Source organism: Limisphaerales bacterium, from assembly GCA_014382585.1.
In the GTDB taxonomy this organism is placed as follows: domain Bacteria; phylum Verrucomicrobiota; class Verrucomicrobiia; order Limisphaerales; family UBA1100; genus JACNJL01.
Map to the genome: position 1 here is coordinate 62428 of JACNJL010000022.1, position 19161 is coordinate 81588.

A 19161-nucleotide genomic window follows, 5' to 3' on the forward strand; every position below is an offset into this window, starting at 1 on the left:
CTGTGGCCAACCCGTATTATAACCGAAATACATGCCCGAAAAACGACCAGAGCCATCCTTCGAATTTGTTCAACTTCTGACGACTCATCAGAGCCGTATGTTTGCCTACATACTTTCACTTCTAGGTAATCGCACTCAGGCGGAGGATGTTATGCAAGAGACTAATGCGGTTCTTTGGCGTAAGGCGCATGAATTCAAACTAGGCACCAACTTTGGTGCATGGATGCTAAGGGTCGCTTATTTTCAGGTAATGGCACACCGTCGCAAGATCACACGGGATCGCCTTGTTTTCGACGATGACTTTCTCGCAGATATTGCTGATGACGCGCAGCAGCAGTCTGAGAGGTATGAAGAAAAACAACGACTACTGGTCGACTGTATCGGGAAACTGAACGAACGTTACCAGAAACTCATCCGCCGTCGATACACCGAAGGTGCTACTCTGAAAACTATGGCTTCTCAAAGCGATCAGTCAGAGAGTTCCATTAAACAGGCGCTTTTCAGAGCTCGCAACGCTTTGATTGAGTGCGTAAAGCGTCATCGTCCAGAGGAAGCTCTATGACGGAAGTAGAGAAAAAAGAACTGGAGTTTCTCCTCATGGAACTTACTGAGGGCCAGCTATTGCCTGAGCAAAGCCACCGGTTGGTGGAGATGATTCAACAGTATCCTGAGGCAAAAAAACAGTATCTCGAATATTGTCAGGTTCACGCAATGCTTGCATGGGAACACGGTGTCTTGGGCGTAGGCCAGTCGCCGCACTCCTCAAGTATACCCGAAATTCAGCCCAAATCCCCCAGTACATCCAAGCGATTGGTCATAGCCGCATTAGTAGCGCTGGTGGGATTAGCCTTGTGGCTGCAATGGAGGGCACCATCAAAAATGCAACCGGGGGAAACGGTTGCTTCCCTGACCCGTAGCGTGGCTGCCAATTTGAAAATATTCGGCACATCGTCTGACTTCAGCAATGGCAGCACCATTCAAACCGGCAGTTACGATCTCGAAGAGGGCCTTGTCCAAATTACGTTTGAATCGGGTGTCGATCTCGTCATCGAAGCACCGGCTTCTTTCGAAATTCACAGCTCCGAGTTCATGGTCTTAAACGAAGGACGCCTAGCGGTTACTGTTCCTCCGGAAGGTGTTGGCTTCACTGTGGAAACTCCAGACGCTGAAGTGGTTGATTTCGGGACAGAGTTCGCCATCGAAGTGGTGGGCGAACGTAGTAGTGAAGTTCACGTGTTCAAGGGGGAAGTTGAAGTGCGCCCGAAAGAGCAGGATGCTTCGATCTATCCGGTACGTCTGGTCGCGAATCAAGCTACCCGTATCGATCACGCGACGTTTGTTCCTCTTGGAATCTCTATAGACGATCATAGATTTCTCAGAAATCTCGAAGAGCCTGACCCAACTTACAGCGGTAAGGTTCGTGAACTCTTGCCGCTCTCTTACTATCGCATGGCTGTCATCGACGATGGGCAAACTTTGAAGGATACGGCTAAAGGTCATCAAAATACTGCTTCAATAGTGAAAGGTGAAGGGCGGCGACAACCATTCGCTCCGGGCCGCATCGGTTCATCCCTTCGTTTGGATGGGCCCAAAAGGGGAGGGTATGCACAAGTCTTTTCCGGCTTCGAACTCCCGACAACAGAATTCACCATCATGGCGTGGATCCGTGCCATGACCCTGCCAAGGAACGCTATTCTCGTCTCAGACATGAATCTTATGGGCGACGAAACATTTCGCTTTGGGCTAGTTGGCGATCATGGGAATTTGGGTCTCACTCTCGCCAATGGAAAGCGATCTCTGCGGATTGAGGATTCCTCTCCCTTGCCCCTCGAAGATTGGACCCATGTCGCCATCGTAAAGGAGAGTGTAGGTTTGCGGCTGTACCGAAATGGAGTGCTCGTCTCCTCGGAACCTTTAAATGGGTTTAAAGTAAAAGCGCACAAGCCTTTCAGTATCGGGGGAACCGATAAGAAGGCCGACGGAATAAAAAGGCATCAAAGACAGGGCTTCTGGCATGGTCGAATCGACGAACTTGCCTTCTTTGGGTACGCCCTAACGGACGAGCAAATCGAAAATCTTTTTCACCTTACCCCATCCAATTAAATCCTAATAATTATGAGACTTTTGAAAGCACTACATGCAATAACCCTCAGTTTGATCGGAATGCCCTTCTTTGTATTGGCAGACGAAAAACCAAATATCGTTATTATTCTCACAGATGACCAAGGCTATGCTGATGTTAGTTATAATCCCCATTCTCCACCGGAAGTCAGTACGCCTAACATTGATGCCCTCGCTCATTCTTCCGTCATCTGTACCCAGGGTTACACCAGTGGGCACGTATGTTCCCCGACGCGTGCCGGACTCATGACTGGTCGTTATCAGCAAAGATTTGGAATATACACAGCTGGGGAAGGGGGCTCAGGTGTTCCACTTAATGAGGTGTTTATTCCACAGCGACTCAAGCCAGCTGGATATGTTTCTGGGGCATTAGGTAAGTGGCATCTAGGGCTCACTAAAGAATATCACGCCATGAATCGTGGGTTCGATGAGTTCTATGGGTTTATGGGACGTGGAGCCCATCCATACTTTGACCACTCAGACATGACTCATCCAATTTATCGCGGTTTTAAACCCATAAAAGAAGAGGGTTATCTCACTACTCGAATCACTGAGGAAGCTGTCGACTTTATCAGCCGCCATAAAAAAGAGCATTTCTTTCTCTATGTTGCATATAACGCTGTGCACTCTCCGCCTGAGGCCCCTAAAGAGGACATCAAGAACCTTACGGGTGACGAGAAGCGCGATACTCTCATGGCCATGATCAAACACCTCGATATGGGGGTTGGGGAGATTGTGGAATCATTAAAAAAACACGACATCTATGATAATACGCTTTTGATATTTCTTACGGACAATGGTGGCTCCAATGCCATGAGCGCTAACAATGCCCCACTTCGGGGCTTTAAGCAGATGGACTACGAAGGAGGGGTTCATGTCCCGTTCATCGTTTCTTGGCCGGCTCAATTGAAAGGCGTAAAAAAGTGCGACGTTCCCATGTGGTCGATTGATTTGTTTGCGACTGCACTAGACGCTGCCGGGCTTCCTTTACCGAGAGATAAACCTCTGGACGGAAAAAGCATCCTGCCTGCTCTCAAGGGCAAAACAGACAAACTTCACGACGCATTCTATTGGAGTTCCGGTGGAGCTAAAGGGAAATGGGCTATACGTTCAGGAGATTGGAAGCTGGTCGCTGATAAGAAACGCATTGAACTTTTCAATCTTGATAAAGATCTCAGTGAAACGACAGACCTTGCGGCAAAACACCCTAAATTGGTTTCTGAACTCACGGATAAATATAACGAATGGCTCGACAAAATGGCAGATCCGGTGAGCAAGCAGGAGAAATTTTGGAATCCTGATGCCGGTAGGTCAGGAATAAATATGTCAAAAGAAGAAAAGAAAGCGGCGCGCGAAAAAGAAAAAGCCAATCGCATCAAGGAACGAGAAGCAAAAAATAATCGATCAACTGAATAATCTGAATGATTCGTCAAAATTCTTTTAGGAACAAATTACCATGAAAACCATTATTTCACTTTCGATTTTTTGTTTGTTGGGGAACCTATCTCCTGCAGCCCAATCTCAGCGCCCGAATATAATCATGTTTCTGATCGACGATCAGAACCCATCGAGTATCGCCGCATTTGGAGGCGATACCTACACTCCCAATCTCGACCGTATGGCTCAGGAAGGAATGAAGTTCACTCGTGCCTATGTCAGCAGTTCGGTTTGCACTCCTTCTCGATACAGTTTCCTAACCGGCCGATATGCTGGTAACTCACACAGTAAGCTTTACGTTGATGCGGTCGGTGGCAAAGAAAATCAGGGGCTTCCCAACTTCAATGTCGCCCTAGAGCGCGACAACATGAACGTCGGGAATGTTCTTCGTGAAGCCGGTTATGCTACCGGTTTTGTTGGGAAATTTCACCTCACCTCCAACTTGGATTTTCCGGAGTTCTATAAAGGGAAAGACAAATGGATCAATATTCCTAAAAACGCGCGTCCTGGGCCAGAGACATCGGCTCAATTCAAGCGCAACGAACGTTGGATGCGCCGTTACCTAAAGGAACTTGGCTTTTCTTGGGCGAAGAACGTCTATCCGGAAAATACACCCTCGCCCTATTCTACGCATAACCCGGAGTGGACAACGGTGGCCGCTCTTGAATTCATTGAAGAGAACAAGGATGGGCCCTTTTACCTCCATCTTTGCAGTACCCTGTTGCACGGGCCGGATAAATCCTGGCGAAAATCCATGGATCATCCGCTTATCACCGGAGAGGGGGAAGTTGAAAGCCTTCCAGAGATAATGACACCGCGTATTGAGTTACTCAAAATTATCAAGGAAAAGGGATTCGACCCCGAAAGTCATGTGGCCGGTGAAGCGTGGATCGATGATTCACTCGGAGCGATTCTTCGTAAACTGAAGGAGCTTGGAATCGATGACAACACGCTGGTGATCTTTGCGCCGGATCACGGTCGTGACGGCAAAGCATCCGTTTTTTCACAGGGTAGTTGTCAGGTGCCCATGATCATGCGTTGGCCGAAAGGAATTGCCGCAGGGCAGGTGTGTGAAGAACTCGTTCAGAATATCGACCTCGTGCCTACTTTCTTCGAACTGGGTGAAGCGGTAAAACCGGAGTCTTACCGAATCGATGGGCAAAGTCTCACCCCTCTTTTCAAAAACGGAACAGACAAAGATTGGCGGAATCACCTTTATCTCGAAATGGGAGCTGCTCGGGCAACTGTCACGAAAGATTGGTCCTACATTGCCGTTCGCTACACGAAAGAGCAAATCGGAGCGATCAAGAGAGCCGCGCCGCAAAACTTACCCAAAGCCATGTCCTACATTGGACGTCTGGGCATCGGAGTAAGGGGGGCCGACCGCCCGGGTTTCTTTGACGAAGATCAGCTCTACCATCTGAAGACAGATCCGAAAGAGATGAGGAATCTTGCGGGTCATATAGGGCATTCCAGTCGCGTGAAAGAGATGCGCCAAAAGATGCAGCAGGATCTCCAAGCCATAGGTCGCCCTTTCGGTGAGTTCATTCCCGGAGGGAACGCCGCTAAGCCGGGGCAGGTCAGTAAACAAATAAAAATCGTTAAACAGCTCGAGATCAAAGGCAAAACAGTAACGGTACCGGAAGCGTTGAAACAGGATATAGACGTTACCGATGAACCACCCCATGTCGATAAGGCTAAAAGAAAAGCGGAACGTGAAACACGTAGAAACGCCCGTGAAGAAGCCAAGAAGAAGGTGAGAGAAAAGGACAAAGATGGCGAAACGGAGTAGAGAGCTAAAAATCTAACTCATAAAATGAGCCTCGTCATATGTTATGCATGATATTTGAATCTTTAGTGCTGATATAAGGTCCCTTTAGCTTCTCTGAATTAAAATCTTGCGGTAGGGTTTTCTCAGGTAATTTTCCGGTGTTGAATGGCAAATTGAGTCTTAATGAAGATACATATTGATAGGAATGGTGAAAGATTTGGGCCTTACAGCATAGAAGAAACAAATGCTTATTTGGCAAACGGCACACTACTTCCTTCAGATCTGGCTTGGAAAGATGGCATGACGAATTGGTTGCCGGTTCAACAGATTTCCGGCGTGGTGGTTGCCACAGGTTCTGTGGCAACATCTGTTCTTCCTTCGCAATCCGTGTCGATTGGAAACAAAAAAAATATTCTCCAAGGAATTGCTGCCGTGGTGGGACTGTTGGCTATTGGGATTGGAATTTGGGTTTTCTTTTTCCGAGCCACAGAAGAGAAGAAGCAGTTTGCAAACAATGATGGAGGTAATATTCCGGTCGCAAAGTCAGTTGAAGAAACAACGAAGGAAACGGCTGGCACGGCCTCAAGAATTGACACAATTATCCAGCTTGATCTTACAAAACACGGGCTTAAACCGAATCCGCCGGCCAGTGATGTTGAGTTCGTCCGCCGCCTGTATCTGGATGTGATTGGCCGAATTCCGACCGGTGATGAACTTAAACGCTTCCACGCAGACACTCGTGAAGACCGTAGGGCTAGGTTGATTGATGAATTGCTTAAGTCTCCCGGTCATGAATCCCACATGTTCAACTGGCTAGCGGACATGCTTCGTGTGAAAGATGATTATTACCGGATTGGTAAGACTTGGACGTTTCATACATGGCTGAAATCACAACTCCGTGAGAACAGGCCGTGGGATGAACTTGTCCATGACATGCTAACTGCAGAAGGTCGGTTGGGAGAAAATGGGGCCACCGCATACCTCTTGCGCGACGCAAGTATGCCGTTGGATAGCCTTTCCAACACGCTGACTATTTTTCTTGGTGCAAATATTGGCTGTGCTCAGTGTCATGACCATCCCCTTGCTGAATGGACTCAACGTGACTTTTATGAAATGGCGGCATTTTTCGGCTCGACGACCTTTGAGCGTGTGGATACACGCAAGCCGGCAATAACTCTCCGTGATGAACGTTTCTCAAAAGCGAATCTTGTCACTTTACTTCAACCGAATATGGAGCGAGTCGTATTCGATAACACCATTTCGACTGTATTCCCTGAGGACTACTCGTATGACGACGCCAAACCCGGCGACTTGGTTAGCCCACGATTTATCAATTGGGGGCCTGAAAAGGAAATGCCTCTGGCGGGACATCGGCCGAAACGGCTCCGAAATCATTTCGCGGACTGGATGACGTCATCTGAGAATCCGCGCTTTGCCGCGGCTATTGCCAATCGATTATGGAAGAAGTTTTTTGGAATTGCGGTCAAAGAGCCGGTTACAGATCTCGATGTTCTCGAAAACGCCACTAATCCGGAACTACTTCGGTTCATCGCACAGTTGATGAAGGATGTTGATTTTGACCTGCGAAAATTTCAGCGAGTAATTCTAAATACTAGCGCATATCAGCAGCAGGTCAGCGTGACGCCGCTTGAGGGTGAGGCTTTCCGATTCCCTGGTCCTTTATTACGTCGAATGACAGCTGAGCAGGCGTGGGATTCTATTGTTCTCCTGTTGCGAGGCCCGGAGATTGATCAGTTGAAGACAGATAATGCGCCTTTGATGAAGCGACTAGTTTTTCCCTTTGAATTCACACACGACAAGAAGGATATTTTGAGCGATCGCGAGAAGATCTTCAACTTTGCAGAGACACTATTGCCGAAAGGTGAGGCTTCGAATGGTGATGGCGGGCGCGGCTTATTCATGGGGTCTAGTAAGGGGCGGCGCGTAAAACTGCGCGGTGAGAATTCGTGGTTGCGGGCTTCAGAACTACCACAACCAATGCCCCCAACACATTTTCTAAGAGTCGCAGGTCAGTCAGCTCGTGATGTTGCTGATGACGGATCGACCGAGGGCGGTATTACCGAATCGTTGGCGATGATGAACGGCGAAGTCACGAAAAGTATTATGACCAGCTCGTTGGTTATCAACGCCGCGAGTAGCAAGAACAGCCAGCCTGAGCAGATCGCTCTCCTCTATCGTGCATGCCTGTCACGGTCTCCGCGTGAGAAGGACACGAAACAGTGTGTTATTGCACTCGAACAAGGACTTGAACTGAGTGACATAGTCTGGGCTCTGTTGAATTCCCGCGAGTTTATGTTTATTCAATAGACTGTAACCCTATTTAATTTACCGCATTTCATTTATAAGGACGCCCCAACATGAAGCAACTTTTAAACTCTTTAGATGCACCGACTCGTCGACAGTTCGTCGAACGCTGTGCCGCGACTTCACTCGGCTTGAGGATCCTTCCAACGGCACACCTAATGGCTGAAGAGTCAGCAGGAGCAAAGCCTGCCGCCTTTGGTAAAGCGAAGAGCGTAATTTGGCTAATGCTCAATGGCGGTCTAAGTCACATTGACTCGCTGGACCCAAAACAAGGTAAATCTAAAGGTCCGGCAAAGGCGATTAACACGTCCGGGAACTTTCAGGTCACCGAATATTTCCCGAAATTCGCGGCGGTCGCAAATCGTGTAAGCGTGATTCGCTCTATGGAAGCAAAGATCGGCATCCATTCACCAGCACAATACTACATGCGAACCGCTTATGAACCTCGCGGAACGATTATACACCCAAATTTAGGAGCCTGGGGCTCTCACTACCTAGGGCGTAGTAGTAAAAATTTGCCGTCAAGTGTGTGCGTCAATCGCCGTTCCGATCAAGGTAATGGCTTCTTCCCTTCGAGCTTTGCCCCACTTGCTATCGGAGATCCGACCAAAGGGATCAGTGACGTTGAATCGATCGGTGGTAAGTCAGTGGCCACAAAGCGACAGGCATTGTTAAACAAAATCGATGCCGACTTTCGGAGAAAATTCAATGATAAGGGGGTTAATTCTTATAAAGGTTTCTACGATGATGCCCTAGCCTTAATGAAGAGTAAGGAATTGAAAGCTTTTGACTTGGCGGATGAGTCAGAAAAACAACGGGAGACCTATGGTAATAATTCATTCGGTCAGGGATGCTTGCTCGCTCGTCGCCTAGTTGGATCCGGTGTCCGTTTTGTTGAGGTGAAGCACGATGGCTGGGATCATCACAAAGCACTTGCCGATGAGATGAGTGAAGTGGCGCCGGTATTTGACCAGGCATTCGCAACACTGATTACTGACCTTGAGCAGCGAGGGATGCTGGATTCCACGCTGGTCGTTGTTGCGACAGAATTTGGTCGTAAACCGGCATTCGATGGTGATGGACGAAGTCATCACCCTGTTTGCTTTTCAACGGTTCTCGCTGGAGGAGGCACAAAGGCTGGGTTTGTCTATGGCAAGAGTGACGATATGGGATACTACGTTGACGAAAATGCCGTTTCTGTTGGAGCATTTCACGCCAGCATCGCATTCGCAGCTGGTATGGAAATTGGGAAACCCGCCACGTCGCCTTCTGGGCGACCCATGACTGTCGGTGACGGCGAAAAGCCTATCCTGGAGTTATTCGCGTGATGACTAAAGTGTCAGTTTTAATTTTCCTATAAAACACTGAAGAGTTTTTCGGGCCAAAGGTGGATCGATAAAAATCCAATAATAGCGCTGAAAAAACAGGGTTATAATTCGTAGTCTCCCGCACTGGGGGTGTGGAGGTCGGGAGTTCGAATCTCCCCGGTCCGACCATTTTCTAGCTCTGTATTCGTGGGCGGTTAAATTATTTCGTCAAATTTGGCGCCGACTCCATTCCGATTGAGCGTCACATGTGTGGGAGACCGTACGTGTTTTGTTCCAAAAGGTATTTGGTTTGGATTGTCCGAATGTGGCTGTTACAAATTTCGAACGCGACCAATCCCTAACGATCTCAACGCAAATTTGAAATTCACGTTTCTTCTTCCCATCGTACTCATTTCAGGCCTCGCGGTTGGCGCATGGACGCATCAGACTGATAAACTTGCCTCAACTCCCCAAACAGTGCCTGGGCTGTTGGCTGCGTTGAATCTCACCGATGACCAGAAGGCAGGTTTCCAAGCACAGGAACGAAAGAAGCAGAGACCTTCAGGTAATAATCAGCCTAAGCCCGAGGTGAACCTGCCGATCATTAAAGTTCCGGTCACGCCCGTCGTGGGCCCGCCTCCCGCCAGTCGTTTCAATCTAAAGAACTGGAAACTGACGTTGCCCTACAACAAGGCTGGCAACTACGGTGGTCACGCCGCCGAGATTGGGGCAAAACAACTGGTCGCCGGATTCAAGGATCCGCATTTCTACACCGACGCCAACGGCACAATGATTTTCTGGTGTCCTGTAATCGGTTCAACGACTGGCAACACCAAGTTCCCTCGCAGTGAACTGCGCGAAATGCTTGAGCCCGGAAACGTCGGTCGTAATTGGGACAGTACCGGGACGCACCAACTCGAAGGACGCTGTCGCCTGCTCCAAGTCCCTAGTTACCCCAAAGTCGTAATCGGACAGATCCATAGCTATACCGGCAAATCGAAACCTCTGGTAAAGCTCCAATACTACAAAGGCCGCATGGAAGCTCTCGTCAAGCTCAGCCCCTTCGCCGGCAAGGACAAATTGATCAAGTTTGCCGATGTGGGCCTAAACAACGACATTGCCTGGCAGATCCAGCTCAAGGATGCCGTGCTCTCCGTAACCGTGAACGGCGTGACCCAAACCGAAAACATGCTCACGCACGATCCCCGATGGGCCGAGCAGACTTTCTACTTCAAGGCCGGGGCCTACCCGCAAGACGACACGGGTGATGTTACCGAAGGCGCTCGCGTGGCTTTCAGCCAACTGAATGCGAGCCATAACCAGAAACCCTAGAGTCAGAGAAATGCCATCGATGATTCGCGCGCGCCATCTAGCTTATCTTTTCCTTTTGGCCCTTGTCTCTCCCGCCATCAGCGATGAGGCGCCCCGGCCTCACATCGTCCTCATCATGTCGGACGATCAGGGCTGGGGGCAGGTGGGTTACATGAACCATCCGCATCTGAAGGGGAATACTCCGAATCTGGATGCGATGGCGAAGTCCGGCATTCGGTTCAATCGATTCTATGCGGCCGCCTCAGTGTGCTCGCCGACGCGCGCCTCGGTTTTGACGGGGCGTTCGCCGCATCGCACCGGGGTTCCCGGTCTGCACAAGCGCCTTTGCTTGCAGGAAAAGACCCTGCCTGCTGCTCTAAAAAAAGCGGGCTACGCCACCGCCCACTTTGGTAAATGGCATTTGGGAGGGGTTCAGGGTTCGGCCATGCCGGTTCTTCCGGATGACCCGAACGGCCCCAAGCATTATGGCTTTGATGAATGGTTATCGGCGACCAACTACATCGAAATGAATCCGTTGATGACGCACAATGGTGAGATCGTTTATCTCGAAGGCGAATCTTCCGTGTTGATGGTGGAAGCAGGGCTGACGTTTATTGAGGCCAATAAGGAAAAGCCGACCTTCACGGTGCTTTGGTATGGCTCGCCGCACTTTCCTTATACCGCGCTGGAGCAGGATTTGCAGGGGTTGCCGAAGGACATGGATGGAAGGCAGCGAAGTCTGTTGGGTGAGATTGTTGCCCTGGATCGGAGCATCGGCATGCTTCGCAACCGGTTGCGCGAGTTGGATTTGGCCAAGAACACGTTGATCTGGTTTTGCAGTGACAATGGAGGGCGCGACCATGAACCCCATGCGATGGCGGGTCTGCGTGGGGCCAAAGGCAATTTGTATGAAGGCGGTATTCGCGTGCCGGGATTGATCGAATGGCCGGGCACGATTCAGCCGCAGGTGACGGATTTCCCGGCATCCACGATGGACATCATGCCGACTCTGATGGACCTCCTTGACCTGCCGAAGGACTCGATGCTGGAAGTCGTCGACGGCGAAAGCATCGTTCCGTTGTTTACCGGCACCACACCGAAACGCGCTCGCCCGATACCCATTAAAAACAAAGGAATGGCATTGCTGGAGGGGCGTTACAAGATCGTGAGGAATGGAAATGGCAAAGGGATTCCATGGGAGCTTTTTGATCTGAAAACCGATCTGGGGGAAACCACCAACTTGGCGGCTGAACAACCCGAGCGTTTTGAACAGATGAAAGCAGAGGCGCTCGCCGTTGAGGCTTCCATCGACAACAGTGCGCTGGGGCGGGACTATCCGGAGGGGAAGGTGCTGCAGCCTCAACGTTCGGAGAGGTGGGAACAAATGGAAGCGTACCAAGCGCTTTATGAGAAGTTCGCTGAGCTAAAGCCCGGATGGAAGGCGCCTGTCCAGAAATCAAAAAAGGAGAAACGGTAATGAAATCACTGACAAAACTATTCTATGCCATCCTCGTCTTCGGCCCATTGCTCAGTGCGCCGAGCAGCCAGGCCGGCGAGCGGATGAATCTGCTGGTGCTCATGGCCGATGATCTAAATACGTGGATACTGGAAAAGCCGGAACGGTACTCGGGAAAAGTGATCGCTCCGAATCTTCAGGCGTTCGGTGACAGCGGAGTGGTGTTTCGAAATGCCTACAGCGCGTCGCCGTTTTGTGTGCCTTCACGCACGTCGCTTTGGTCGGGGGTGAGGCGGGTGAGGGAGTTTTGTGAACCGGTGTCGTTTGTTGTGGGTGAATAAACAGGGGTGCGATCCGGTCATCGGTGAACGTCTAACGGGGAATGAAGACCGGTAAATTCAAACGAGGGTGATACCACAAGCTCCTCGTCCACGGTTACGCCGTCTGCATCGACCACAAGACCAAGGAGATCAAGTTCCGCGACCCGTACCCGTTCATGGCAAAGACACTGGTGGCCGCTTATTTGGCTGAGGAGGGTTTTCTCAGGGAGGGGTGATTATTTGATGCGCCGACGGACCCACAAAACGGCATAAAATTGGCTGTGGTTAGTAAATGGTTCCCACCCTTGAGGTATCAACCACACGCCGCGGCCTGTGTTCCTTTACCGCCCTTTTTGGCTGAGGCCCGCAACCCAGAAACAAATTCATCTGAGCCGAGGGCGGCTACTCTCTGTGGCGGGTTTCTCCTGTTAATCTGCCCTTTGAATCGTATGTGTAAACGATTTTTCCCCAGCGCTTGTTTTTCTTAACATAACCAACATCGCGCGCGGTCAATCCGGTGGTCAGGGTGTGAGCATATTCAACTCTTTCAATTACAAGCGGCTTGCCGTTCTCGTCGGAAAGATTTTTGTGGTATTTGCATTCAAAAATTTTCATTTCACGCCGGAACCAATCAGGTCGGTCTTCCATCGGTCTGCCGTCGCGAATGACTGTCTCACTTGTGAGGCGGGCATTCTCATCAAATCTAGAAATCAAAATCATTCCACGTGTGTCTAAAAATCCACGCGTGTGAAATGGCTTACGTGTCTCCCTGACTACTCCATTTGAATCTTTCCCCTCTGACTTTTCTTCATTCCAAATCAATTCAGGCGTTGTTGAACACCCAGAAATTACTGCTGCACATATGGTTGAGGTGAACAGTGCGCCAATGATGAGGGATTTAACGTCGATGTTTTTCATAAAAAACCCATTCTCGCCCCGCGAACATTTGTCAATATTAATTCAGCGCGGGAGATAGAAGAACGACGGCTCGCCCTGTGGACAAGCGGGGATGAAACCGATGCAACTTCCACCTGATTCTTTCCTTTAACGGGATCATAATGGTGTCTAATGGAAATCATTGTGCGCGAAGAAGAAGATGGAAAACACAGACTCTACACCCGAACCCCGGCAGGAACGAACCGAGCAGGCAACCGACTCAAAAAAGGCGGAGAGTATCCGATTGAGTCCTACGTCTACGATACCCACGAAGCTGCAACAACCTTTGCCCGACTTAACGCCCTATTTTGTGGCTACTTGTGGTGCGTCCTGTAAACAAAACCCCAGTAAAGTGGCCACAAGTAACCACAAGAGACTGCGCCCTGCAAACTGGGGGTGTGGAGGTCGAGGGTTCGGCCATTTACCCCCTTGTTAATTTTCGGCTCAAACGCATTTAACGCTTGGGGCGATTCCAGCCGGAATTGCAACAGTGATCACGATGTGCGTGTTTGCCTCATTGTTGAATATTCTAATGCTAGGTTCGTCAGCTTTTTACAATGATGATTTTACGTATTACGATTTCGTTGGCTGTATTTTTTTCTCCCGCGGTTTGGGCTCAGGAGAAGCCCGTTTGGCAGCAGAAACTTTCCCGCCATTTGCAGGCGGATTTCCCCTACACCAAGGCGGCCATCCGGACGCAGTTTCCTAAAAATAACGTGGCTAACAAAGGGATGGCCATAATTGTTGGGCGTGAGGCGTTCATGTGTTTTGATACAGATTTGCTGCGTTGGGCAGCGGGTTGGACCGGGGACTACATCACTGAGGATGGGGTGAGCTTCAAGGGCAATCACGGAGCTAGTCCGCGCATCGCTGGTGCACAGAAGTTCGGGAACCCGTCCATCGCTGGCTGGGCTGATGCCAAAGGTTCTTTTGCCGATTCGCGCCCGGAACCGTTTGGCCCATTGCCCCGTAAACACATCCAATGGCGCGGCAACTATGTGGCAGATGATCAGGTGGTGCTGAGCTACACGGTGCACGGTGTGGACATTCTTGAGCAACCTGGAAGTATTGAAAAAGACGGGCAGACAGTCTTTGTGCGCAGTATTCAACATGAGGATATTGCTGCCGATCTGGTGACGTTGGTTTGCGAGGTGGAAAACGCAAAAGGTGGAGTGGACGGTGGCGTGGCGGTTTTGGTGGCTGGCGATCAGGTCACACAAGTGGCGCTAATGAATGCGCCCAAGGGGAGCAAGCTTGAGGTGCAGGATAATAAACGCGTGGTGGCTAAGCTAGCCAAGGGTACGAAAGCCGGCACATTCCAGATACGCATCTGGAGTGGAAGCAAAGCGGATCAAGGCCAGTTTCCCGCATTGGCCAAGGAGGCATCCAAGGCTGATTTTCGCAAGGTGGGTAAGAATCGCTGGCCTGATCCGGTGGTGACTCAGGGCAAGATGAATGCCAGCAGCACACCTGATGGCGCGTACGTAACTGATGTGCTTACTTCGCCGGAGAAGAACCCATGGAATCGCCGCGTGCGTTTTGGTGGGCTGGATTTTTTTAGTGATGGTCATCGGGCGGCACTTTCAACGTGGGATGGCGATGTGTGGATTGTGTCGGGCTTGAAGAATGAAAACCTCAAGGATTTGAAGTGGACACGCTTTGCCAGTGGTGGATTTGAGACATTGGGTCTGAAGATCGTGGACGATGTTATTTACACCTCCGGACGCGATCAAATCACTCGCTATCATGATCTGAACAAAGATGGCGAAGCCGACTACTACGAAAGTTTCAACAACGAGATCACCAGCTCGCAGGGGTTTCATGAATTTGTGTTTGACTTGCACACGGATAAAGAAGGCAACTTTTATACCATCAAGGCTGGGCCGGTTCGCGGTGGTGGCCGTGGCTTCGGTGGCGGAGGAGGGAATGGCAACATTTCGCGCCATGCAGGAAGCCTGATGAAGATCGATAAGTATGGAAAAAAACTCACCGTGGTGGCCACAGGGTTCCGTGCTCCCAACGGCATGGGTGTGGGGCCCAATGGACAGTTGACCAGTGGTGACAACGAAGGTTCATGGGTGCCACGGTGTCCGATTAATTGGATTCGTAACGATGGGTTTTACGGGGTGGAAACACTCGCACACAAAACACCGGTGCCCAAACACGACAAGCCGCTTTGTTGGCTGGACAAAGGTTGGGATAACTCCGGTGGGGGTCAGGTTTGGGTGACCAGTGATAAGTGGGGTCCATTCCAAGGTGAATTGCTGCACACCAGCTACGGGCAATCCTCGATCTACTTGGTGCTTAAGCAAAAGGTGGCCGGCCAGATGCAGGGGGGAGTAGTGAAATTGCCCTTGCGCTTTACCTCCTCTGCAATGCGCCCCCGATTTAATCCGAGTGATGGCCACTTATATGTTGCCGGTCTGAAAGGTTGGCAGAGTAACGCCGCTCGTATTACAGGTCTTGATCGAATCCGATACACAGGTAAAAAGGTGTATACCGTGCGTGACCTCAAGGTGGATAAGGCCGGTGTGCATCTTACTTTTACACAACCGTTAGATTCGAAATCGGCGGCGGACTCAGAGAATTACGCCATCACCCGATGGAATTATCAGCGTACACAGGATTATGGATCGCCAACCTTCAAAGTGAGCAACCCAAAGGAGCGCGGGAATGAAGGGGTGAATATTATCAGGGCTACACTTTCAGCAGACCGCAAAACCGTGACACTTTCCATGGAGGATCTGCGTCCATGCGATCAGCAGCTAATCAGGTTCAATGTCCAGGCGGCTGACGGCACCCGTATTCGCACCGAGGTGATGCATACAATTCATACCATAGAGTAACCGCCTTTGGCCTCTTTTGGGTGGACGCGTGAGATAAGTTGAGTCACGCCTGTCCGACCAAGTTCCTCCTCCCACTTGCCTGTTTTTCAGATTCGGGCTAAACTGTATTGAGTGGAGGCAAATACCGTTAATTTGGAAACCGCGATGCCCGGTACGCTCAGCCCGGAGGATGTTGCGAGGTTGGATGCGTTTCATGCGATGATTCATGAACAGACGCAGGTTTTTGCCGGCTATCCGGTCACGGCTAATTTTAATTATCACGATCTCTTTCGGTTTCTGGATTATCCACTGAACAACATCGGCGATCCGTTTGATCCCTGTACGTATCATCTCCATTCGCGCGAGTTTGAGCGTGAGGTGCTTGATTGGTTTGCGGAATTGCAGGCTGCGCCGAAGGGCGATTGGTGGGGCTATGTCACCAACGGCGGCACGGAGGGGAATCTTTATGGGCTCTATCTCGCGCGCGAGTTGTACCCGAACGGGATGGTGTATTTTTCGCAGGATACCCATTACAGCGTGAGCAAAAATTTGCGATTGCTGCGGATGCCGCACATCATGATCAAATCACAGCCCAGCGGCGCGATGGATTTGGAGGACCTCGAGGAATCCCTTCGCATTCACCGCGATGTGCCGCCCATTATTTTTGCCAATATCGGCACCACCATGCGCGAAGGTGTGGATGATATTCCGGCGATACAGGGGATGATTAAAAATTTAGCCATCCCCGAATCGTACATCCACGCCGATGCCGCGTTGTGCGGGATGACGCTGCCGTTCATTGATGGGGCACCGGAGTTCAACTTTTCCAGCGGGATCCACAGCATGTCCATCAGCGGCCACAAACTCATCGGTTCGCCGTTGCCGTGTGGCGTGGTACTGGCACTAAAGCTACACGTGGATCGCATCGCCCGCAGCATCGAATACGTCGGCACGTTAGATACCACCATCACCGGCTCGCGCAACGCCATCACGCCACTGATGCTGTGGTACGCCATTCGGCAGCGCGACAAAGAAGGCTTCCGCGCCGTGGTGGCCGAATGCCTTGCGGGCGCGGAATACGCCGTGGAACAGCTCAACGCCATTGGCGTAAAGGCGTGGCGCAACCCGCACGCCATCACCGTGGTGCTCCCCAAGCCCTCCGGCTTGGTGCTCGATAAATGGCAGCTCGCCGTGCAGGGAGAGATCGCACACATTATGGTGATGCCCCACGTGGATCGCGACCGGATAGACCGTCTCGTGTCCGATATTACCGCTAACCCAGTTTAGTGATTTTAAATATGAAACTGATTTCCATCGTCACCGAAAGTCGCGCCGGCGTTACCGCCGAGATTGCCGCCCTGCTGGGCGAGAACCAGATCAACATCGAATCGCTCGATGCCGAAGAGGCCAACGGCACGGATGTGGTGACGCTCTCTGTGGATCATTACAACCGTGCGCTACAAGTGCTGCGCGATGCCGGTTGGAACGCCGTGAGCGAGGACGCAATGCTCGTGCGCGTGCGCGATCAGCCCGGCGCGCTCGCCCGCGTGGCCAAGCGTTTTCTCGATGCGGGCGTCACCGTCCACAGCATCCGCATCGTGCAACGTAACGAAGATTGGGGGGTTATCGCCGTCAGTGCCGATCCGATCGAAAAGGCGCGAGCATTGGTGACGGATAATTTGTTGGCGGAATGAGTTCCAAGTTTTAGTCCCAATGCCGGTTACCCAATACCCAATAATCATTTTGAGGGATTAGGCATTTGGACTTCTTAGGAATTTGGTCATTGGAACTGGGTTGCTCCCGCAAGATTGACTTTTGCCGTGTGATTGGTTTCAGTGGCGGGGACATGTTTTTACGCGTATCTGGAATGATCGGCGTGGCGTTACTCATCGCCTGCGCCACGGGTGGTAACGATAAAAAGCTGCCGACCGGTAATGCGGGCAAACCTGCTGAGCCGGCGAAGGTGGATTTCGTAAAGCAGATCAAGCCAATCCTGGAATTCAATTGCGTGGGCTGCCACCGCGAGGGAGAAGCGGAAGAGCACGGCGGCGGCTATCAACTCGACGTCAAAGAGAAGGCCATCAAAGGGCGGCGTATTCGGCCTGGCGATCACGAGCGTAGTATGGTTTGGGAATCCATGACCCTGCCTTTAGATGACGAGGAAGTGATGCCGCCCAAAGAAAAAGAACAGCGGCCTTCGAAAGAGGAGATTGAGCTGATTGCATTATGGATCGACCAAGGCGCAACTTGGCCGGATGGTTTGCAGCTTGAGCCCAAGAAAAAAATCATCAAAGGCGAGGACGAAAACAAAATCATCGATGCCATCCGCACCAAAATCATAGCCAATCATAAACCGGTCGCTGAGAAGGAGATGAAGTTGTTCGTGGACAAAGTGCCGAACACCTTATCAGATTTCACGATGGTTCCCATCAAGGGCGGCACCTTCCTAATGGGTAGCCCCGCAGATGAAACCGGGCGTGATGAAAATGAAGGTCCGCAGCGGCGTGTGACCGTGTCGGCTTTCTGGATTGGCAAACATGAGGTTACTTGGGATGAGTATCACAAGTTCATGTATTACGAGAAAAACGTGAATCTAAAAAAAGGCACGAGGGAGTATTATCTCGATTCAGTCGCTACTCCCACTAAGCCGTATGTGAACATGGATTTCGGGATGGGGACGGGGCAGCACCCGGCAATCTCCATGACACAACATGCGGCCAATAAATACTGCCAATGGCTCAGTGCCAAGACGGGTCATTTTTATCGACTACCAACCGAGGCGGAATGGGAATACGCCTGTCGTGCGGGTACCACCACGGCGTTCTCATGGGGCAACGAGGCAGACCGTGCCACCTTGAACGCCAAAACGTGGAATAGCGGCAATACGCTGGATCCGGTGACCTTTGATGTGGGCTACCGCAAGGTAGGCCTCAAACCCCCCAACCCTTGGGGCTTGTTTGATATGCACGGCAATGTGTTCGAATGGGTACTGGATGGTGGCGCGCCGTACAAAGCCTCCAAGAGTATCCTTGTCGATCCCTGGGTGAAGGGGAGTAAACCGTATCCGCATGTGGCGAGAGGCGGGTCGTTTCACCCCAATTTCTCCAAAAGCACTATGCGTAGTTCGGCTCGGATATTTTCAGGTCCCCACTGGAAACAACAGGATCCGCAGCTGCCCAAGAGTATTTGGTACCTAACCGATGCCACCTTCATGGGGATGCGGGTTGTTCGCCCGCTCGAAGTGCCTACTCAGGAGGAAATGAAGGCCTACTGGAACAACGGTGTTGAATATGATGTGCCGCTAAACTAGCGGCCACATTTATTCAAGTGAGGCTGGACAGTCGTCAACAAA

15 protein-coding genes are annotated in these 19161 nt (G+C 50.9%); 14 read left to right on the forward strand and 1 reads right to left on the reverse strand.

The annotated features are described in order from the left end of the window. Positions 1 to 31 precede the first annotated feature (31 nt). The 9 genes from H8E27_02525 (at position 32) to H8E27_02565 (ending at position 12069) form a co-directional block, all read left to right on the forward strand. On the forward strand, positions 32 to 562 hold the full coding sequence (locus tag H8E27_02525; protein MBC8324488.1) for a sigma-70 family RNA polymerase sigma factor: 531 nt from the start codon (positions 32 to 34) through the stop codon (positions 560 to 562). Next, the gene (locus H8E27_02530; protein MBC8324489.1) at positions 559 to 2103 is read left to right on the forward strand and encodes a FecR domain-containing protein; all 1545 of its coding nucleotides are present in this window, start codon (positions 559 to 561) and stop codon (positions 2101 to 2103) included. The genes H8E27_02525 and H8E27_02530 overlap by 4 nt, the downstream gene beginning before the upstream one ends. A 12-nt stretch (positions 2104 to 2115) precedes the next feature. Next, on the forward strand, positions 2116 to 3537 hold the full coding sequence (locus H8E27_02535) for a sulfatase-like hydrolase/transferase (GenBank protein MBC8324490.1): 1422 nt from the start codon (positions 2116 to 2118) through the stop codon (positions 3535 to 3537). Positions 3538 to 3577: 40 nt separating this feature from the next. Further along, the gene (locus H8E27_02540; protein ID MBC8324491.1) at positions 3578 to 5350 is read left to right on the forward strand and encodes a sulfatase-like hydrolase/transferase; all 1773 of its coding nucleotides are present in this window, start codon (positions 3578 to 3580) and stop codon (positions 5348 to 5350) included. Between the two features lie 162 nt (positions 5351 to 5512). Further along, complete coding sequence (locus H8E27_02545) at positions 5513 to 7657, forward strand: DUF1549 domain-containing protein (GenBank protein MBC8324492.1); 2145 nt, start codon at positions 5513 to 5515, stop codon at positions 7655 to 7657. A gap of 155 nt (positions 7658 to 7812) precedes the next feature. After that, positions 7813 to 8982, forward strand: coding sequence for a DUF1501 domain-containing protein (locus tag H8E27_02550; GenBank protein ID MBC8324493.1), 1170 nt, complete (start codon positions 7813 to 7815; stop codon positions 8980 to 8982). Positions 8983 to 9339: 357 nt separating this feature from the next. Next, positions 9340 to 10293: a polysaccharide lyase family 7 protein gene (locus H8E27_02555; GenBank protein ID MBC8324494.1), complete on the forward strand. Its 954-nt coding sequence runs from the start codon at positions 9340 to 9342 to the stop codon at positions 10291 to 10293. A gap of 19 nt (positions 10294 to 10312) precedes the next feature. Beyond that, positions 10313 to 11749: a sulfatase-like hydrolase/transferase gene (locus H8E27_02560; protein ID MBC8324495.1), complete on the forward strand. Its 1437-nt coding sequence runs from the start codon at positions 10313 to 10315 to the stop codon at positions 11747 to 11749. Next, positions 11749 to 12069 (forward strand): sulfatase-like hydrolase/transferase, encoded by a 321-nt coding sequence (locus tag H8E27_02565; protein MBC8324496.1) that lies wholly within the window; start codon positions 11749 to 11751, stop codon positions 12067 to 12069. Before H8E27_02560 ends, H8E27_02565 begins: the two co-directional genes overlap by 1 nt. Before the next feature lie 381 nt (positions 12070 to 12450). Here the strand turns inward: H8E27_02565 and H8E27_02570 are convergent, their stop codons facing one another. Continuing rightward, positions 12451 to 12966: a hypothetical protein gene (locus H8E27_02570; GenBank protein MBC8324497.1), complete on the reverse strand. Its 516-nt coding sequence runs from the start codon at positions 12964 to 12966 to the stop codon at positions 12451 to 12453. Between the two features lie 150 nt (positions 12967 to 13116). Between H8E27_02570 and H8E27_02575 the strand changes: the two genes are divergently transcribed. The 5 genes from H8E27_02575 to H8E27_02595 all read left to right on the forward strand — a co-directional run bounded on the left by H8E27_02575 (position 13117) and on the right by H8E27_02595 (position 19119). After that, positions 13117 to 13320: a hypothetical protein gene (locus tag H8E27_02575; protein ID MBC8324498.1), complete on the forward strand. Its 204-nt coding sequence runs from the start codon at positions 13117 to 13119 to the stop codon at positions 13318 to 13320. A gap of 221 nt (positions 13321 to 13541) precedes the next feature. After that, entirely contained in the window at positions 13542 to 15830 is a 2289-nt protein-coding gene (locus H8E27_02580; GenBank protein ID MBC8324499.1) for a hypothetical protein, read from the forward strand. Between the two features lie 144 nt (positions 15831 to 15974). Further along, on the forward strand, positions 15975 to 17096 hold the full coding sequence (locus tag H8E27_02585) for a histidine decarboxylase (protein MBC8324500.1): 1122 nt from the start codon (positions 15975 to 15977) through the stop codon (positions 17094 to 17096). An 11-nt stretch (positions 17097 to 17107) separates the two neighbouring features. Beyond that, positions 17108 to 17503 (forward strand): hypothetical protein, encoded by a 396-nt coding sequence (locus H8E27_02590; protein ID MBC8324501.1) that lies wholly within the window; start codon positions 17108 to 17110, stop codon positions 17501 to 17503. 152 nt (positions 17504 to 17655) lie between these two features. After that, positions 17656 to 19119: an SUMF1/EgtB/PvdO family nonheme iron enzyme gene (locus H8E27_02595; GenBank protein ID MBC8324502.1), complete on the forward strand. Its 1464-nt coding sequence runs from the start codon at positions 17656 to 17658 to the stop codon at positions 19117 to 19119. Positions 19120 to 19161: the final 42 nt, after the last annotated feature.

What these genes read in the sequence shown, in the direction of transcription:
- H8E27_02545 (MBC8324492.1), top strand. Translation starts at nt 5,513, where the DNA reads ATGAAGATACATATTGATAGGAATGGTGAAAGATTTGGGCCTTACAGC.
- H8E27_02590 (MBC8324501.1), top strand. Translation starts at nt 17,108, where the DNA reads ATGAAACTGATTTCCATCGTCACCGAAAGTCGCGCCGGCGTTACCGCC.
- H8E27_02525 (MBC8324488.1), top strand. Translation starts at nt 32, where the DNA reads ATGCCCGAAAAACGACCAGAGCCATCCTTCGAATTTGTTCAACTTCTG.
- H8E27_02535 (MBC8324490.1), top strand. Translation starts at nt 2,116, where the DNA reads ATGAGACTTTTGAAAGCACTACATGCAATAACCCTCAGTTTGATCGGA.
- H8E27_02575 (MBC8324498.1), top strand. Translation starts at nt 13,117, where the DNA reads ATGGAAATCATTGTGCGCGAAGAAGAAGATGGAAAACACAGACTCTAC.
- H8E27_02565 (MBC8324496.1), top strand. Translation starts at nt 11,749, where the DNA reads ATGAAATCACTGACAAAACTATTCTATGCCATCCTCGTCTTCGGCCCA.
- H8E27_02570 (MBC8324497.1), bottom strand. Translation starts at nt 12,966, where the DNA reads ATGAAAAACATCGACGTTAAATCCCTCATCATTGGCGCACTGTTCACC.
- H8E27_02585 (MBC8324500.1), top strand. Translation starts at nt 15,975, where the DNA reads ATGCCCGGTACGCTCAGCCCGGAGGATGTTGCGAGGTTGGATGCGTTT.
- H8E27_02550 (MBC8324493.1), top strand. Translation starts at nt 7,813, where the DNA reads ATGGCTGAAGAGTCAGCAGGAGCAAAGCCTGCCGCCTTTGGTAAAGCG.
- H8E27_02540 (MBC8324491.1), top strand. Translation starts at nt 3,578, where the DNA reads ATGAAAACCATTATTTCACTTTCGATTTTTTGTTTGTTGGGGAACCTA.
- H8E27_02580 (MBC8324499.1), top strand. Translation starts at nt 13,542, where the DNA reads ATGATGATTTTACGTATTACGATTTCGTTGGCTGTATTTTTTTCTCCC.
- H8E27_02530 (MBC8324489.1), top strand. Translation starts at nt 559, where the DNA reads ATGACGGAAGTAGAGAAAAAAGAACTGGAGTTTCTCCTCATGGAACTT.
- H8E27_02595 (MBC8324502.1), top strand. Translation starts at nt 17,656, where the DNA reads ATGTTTTTACGCGTATCTGGAATGATCGGCGTGGCGTTACTCATCGCC.
- H8E27_02560 (MBC8324495.1), top strand. Translation starts at nt 10,313, where the DNA reads ATGATTCGCGCGCGCCATCTAGCTTATCTTTTCCTTTTGGCCCTTGTC.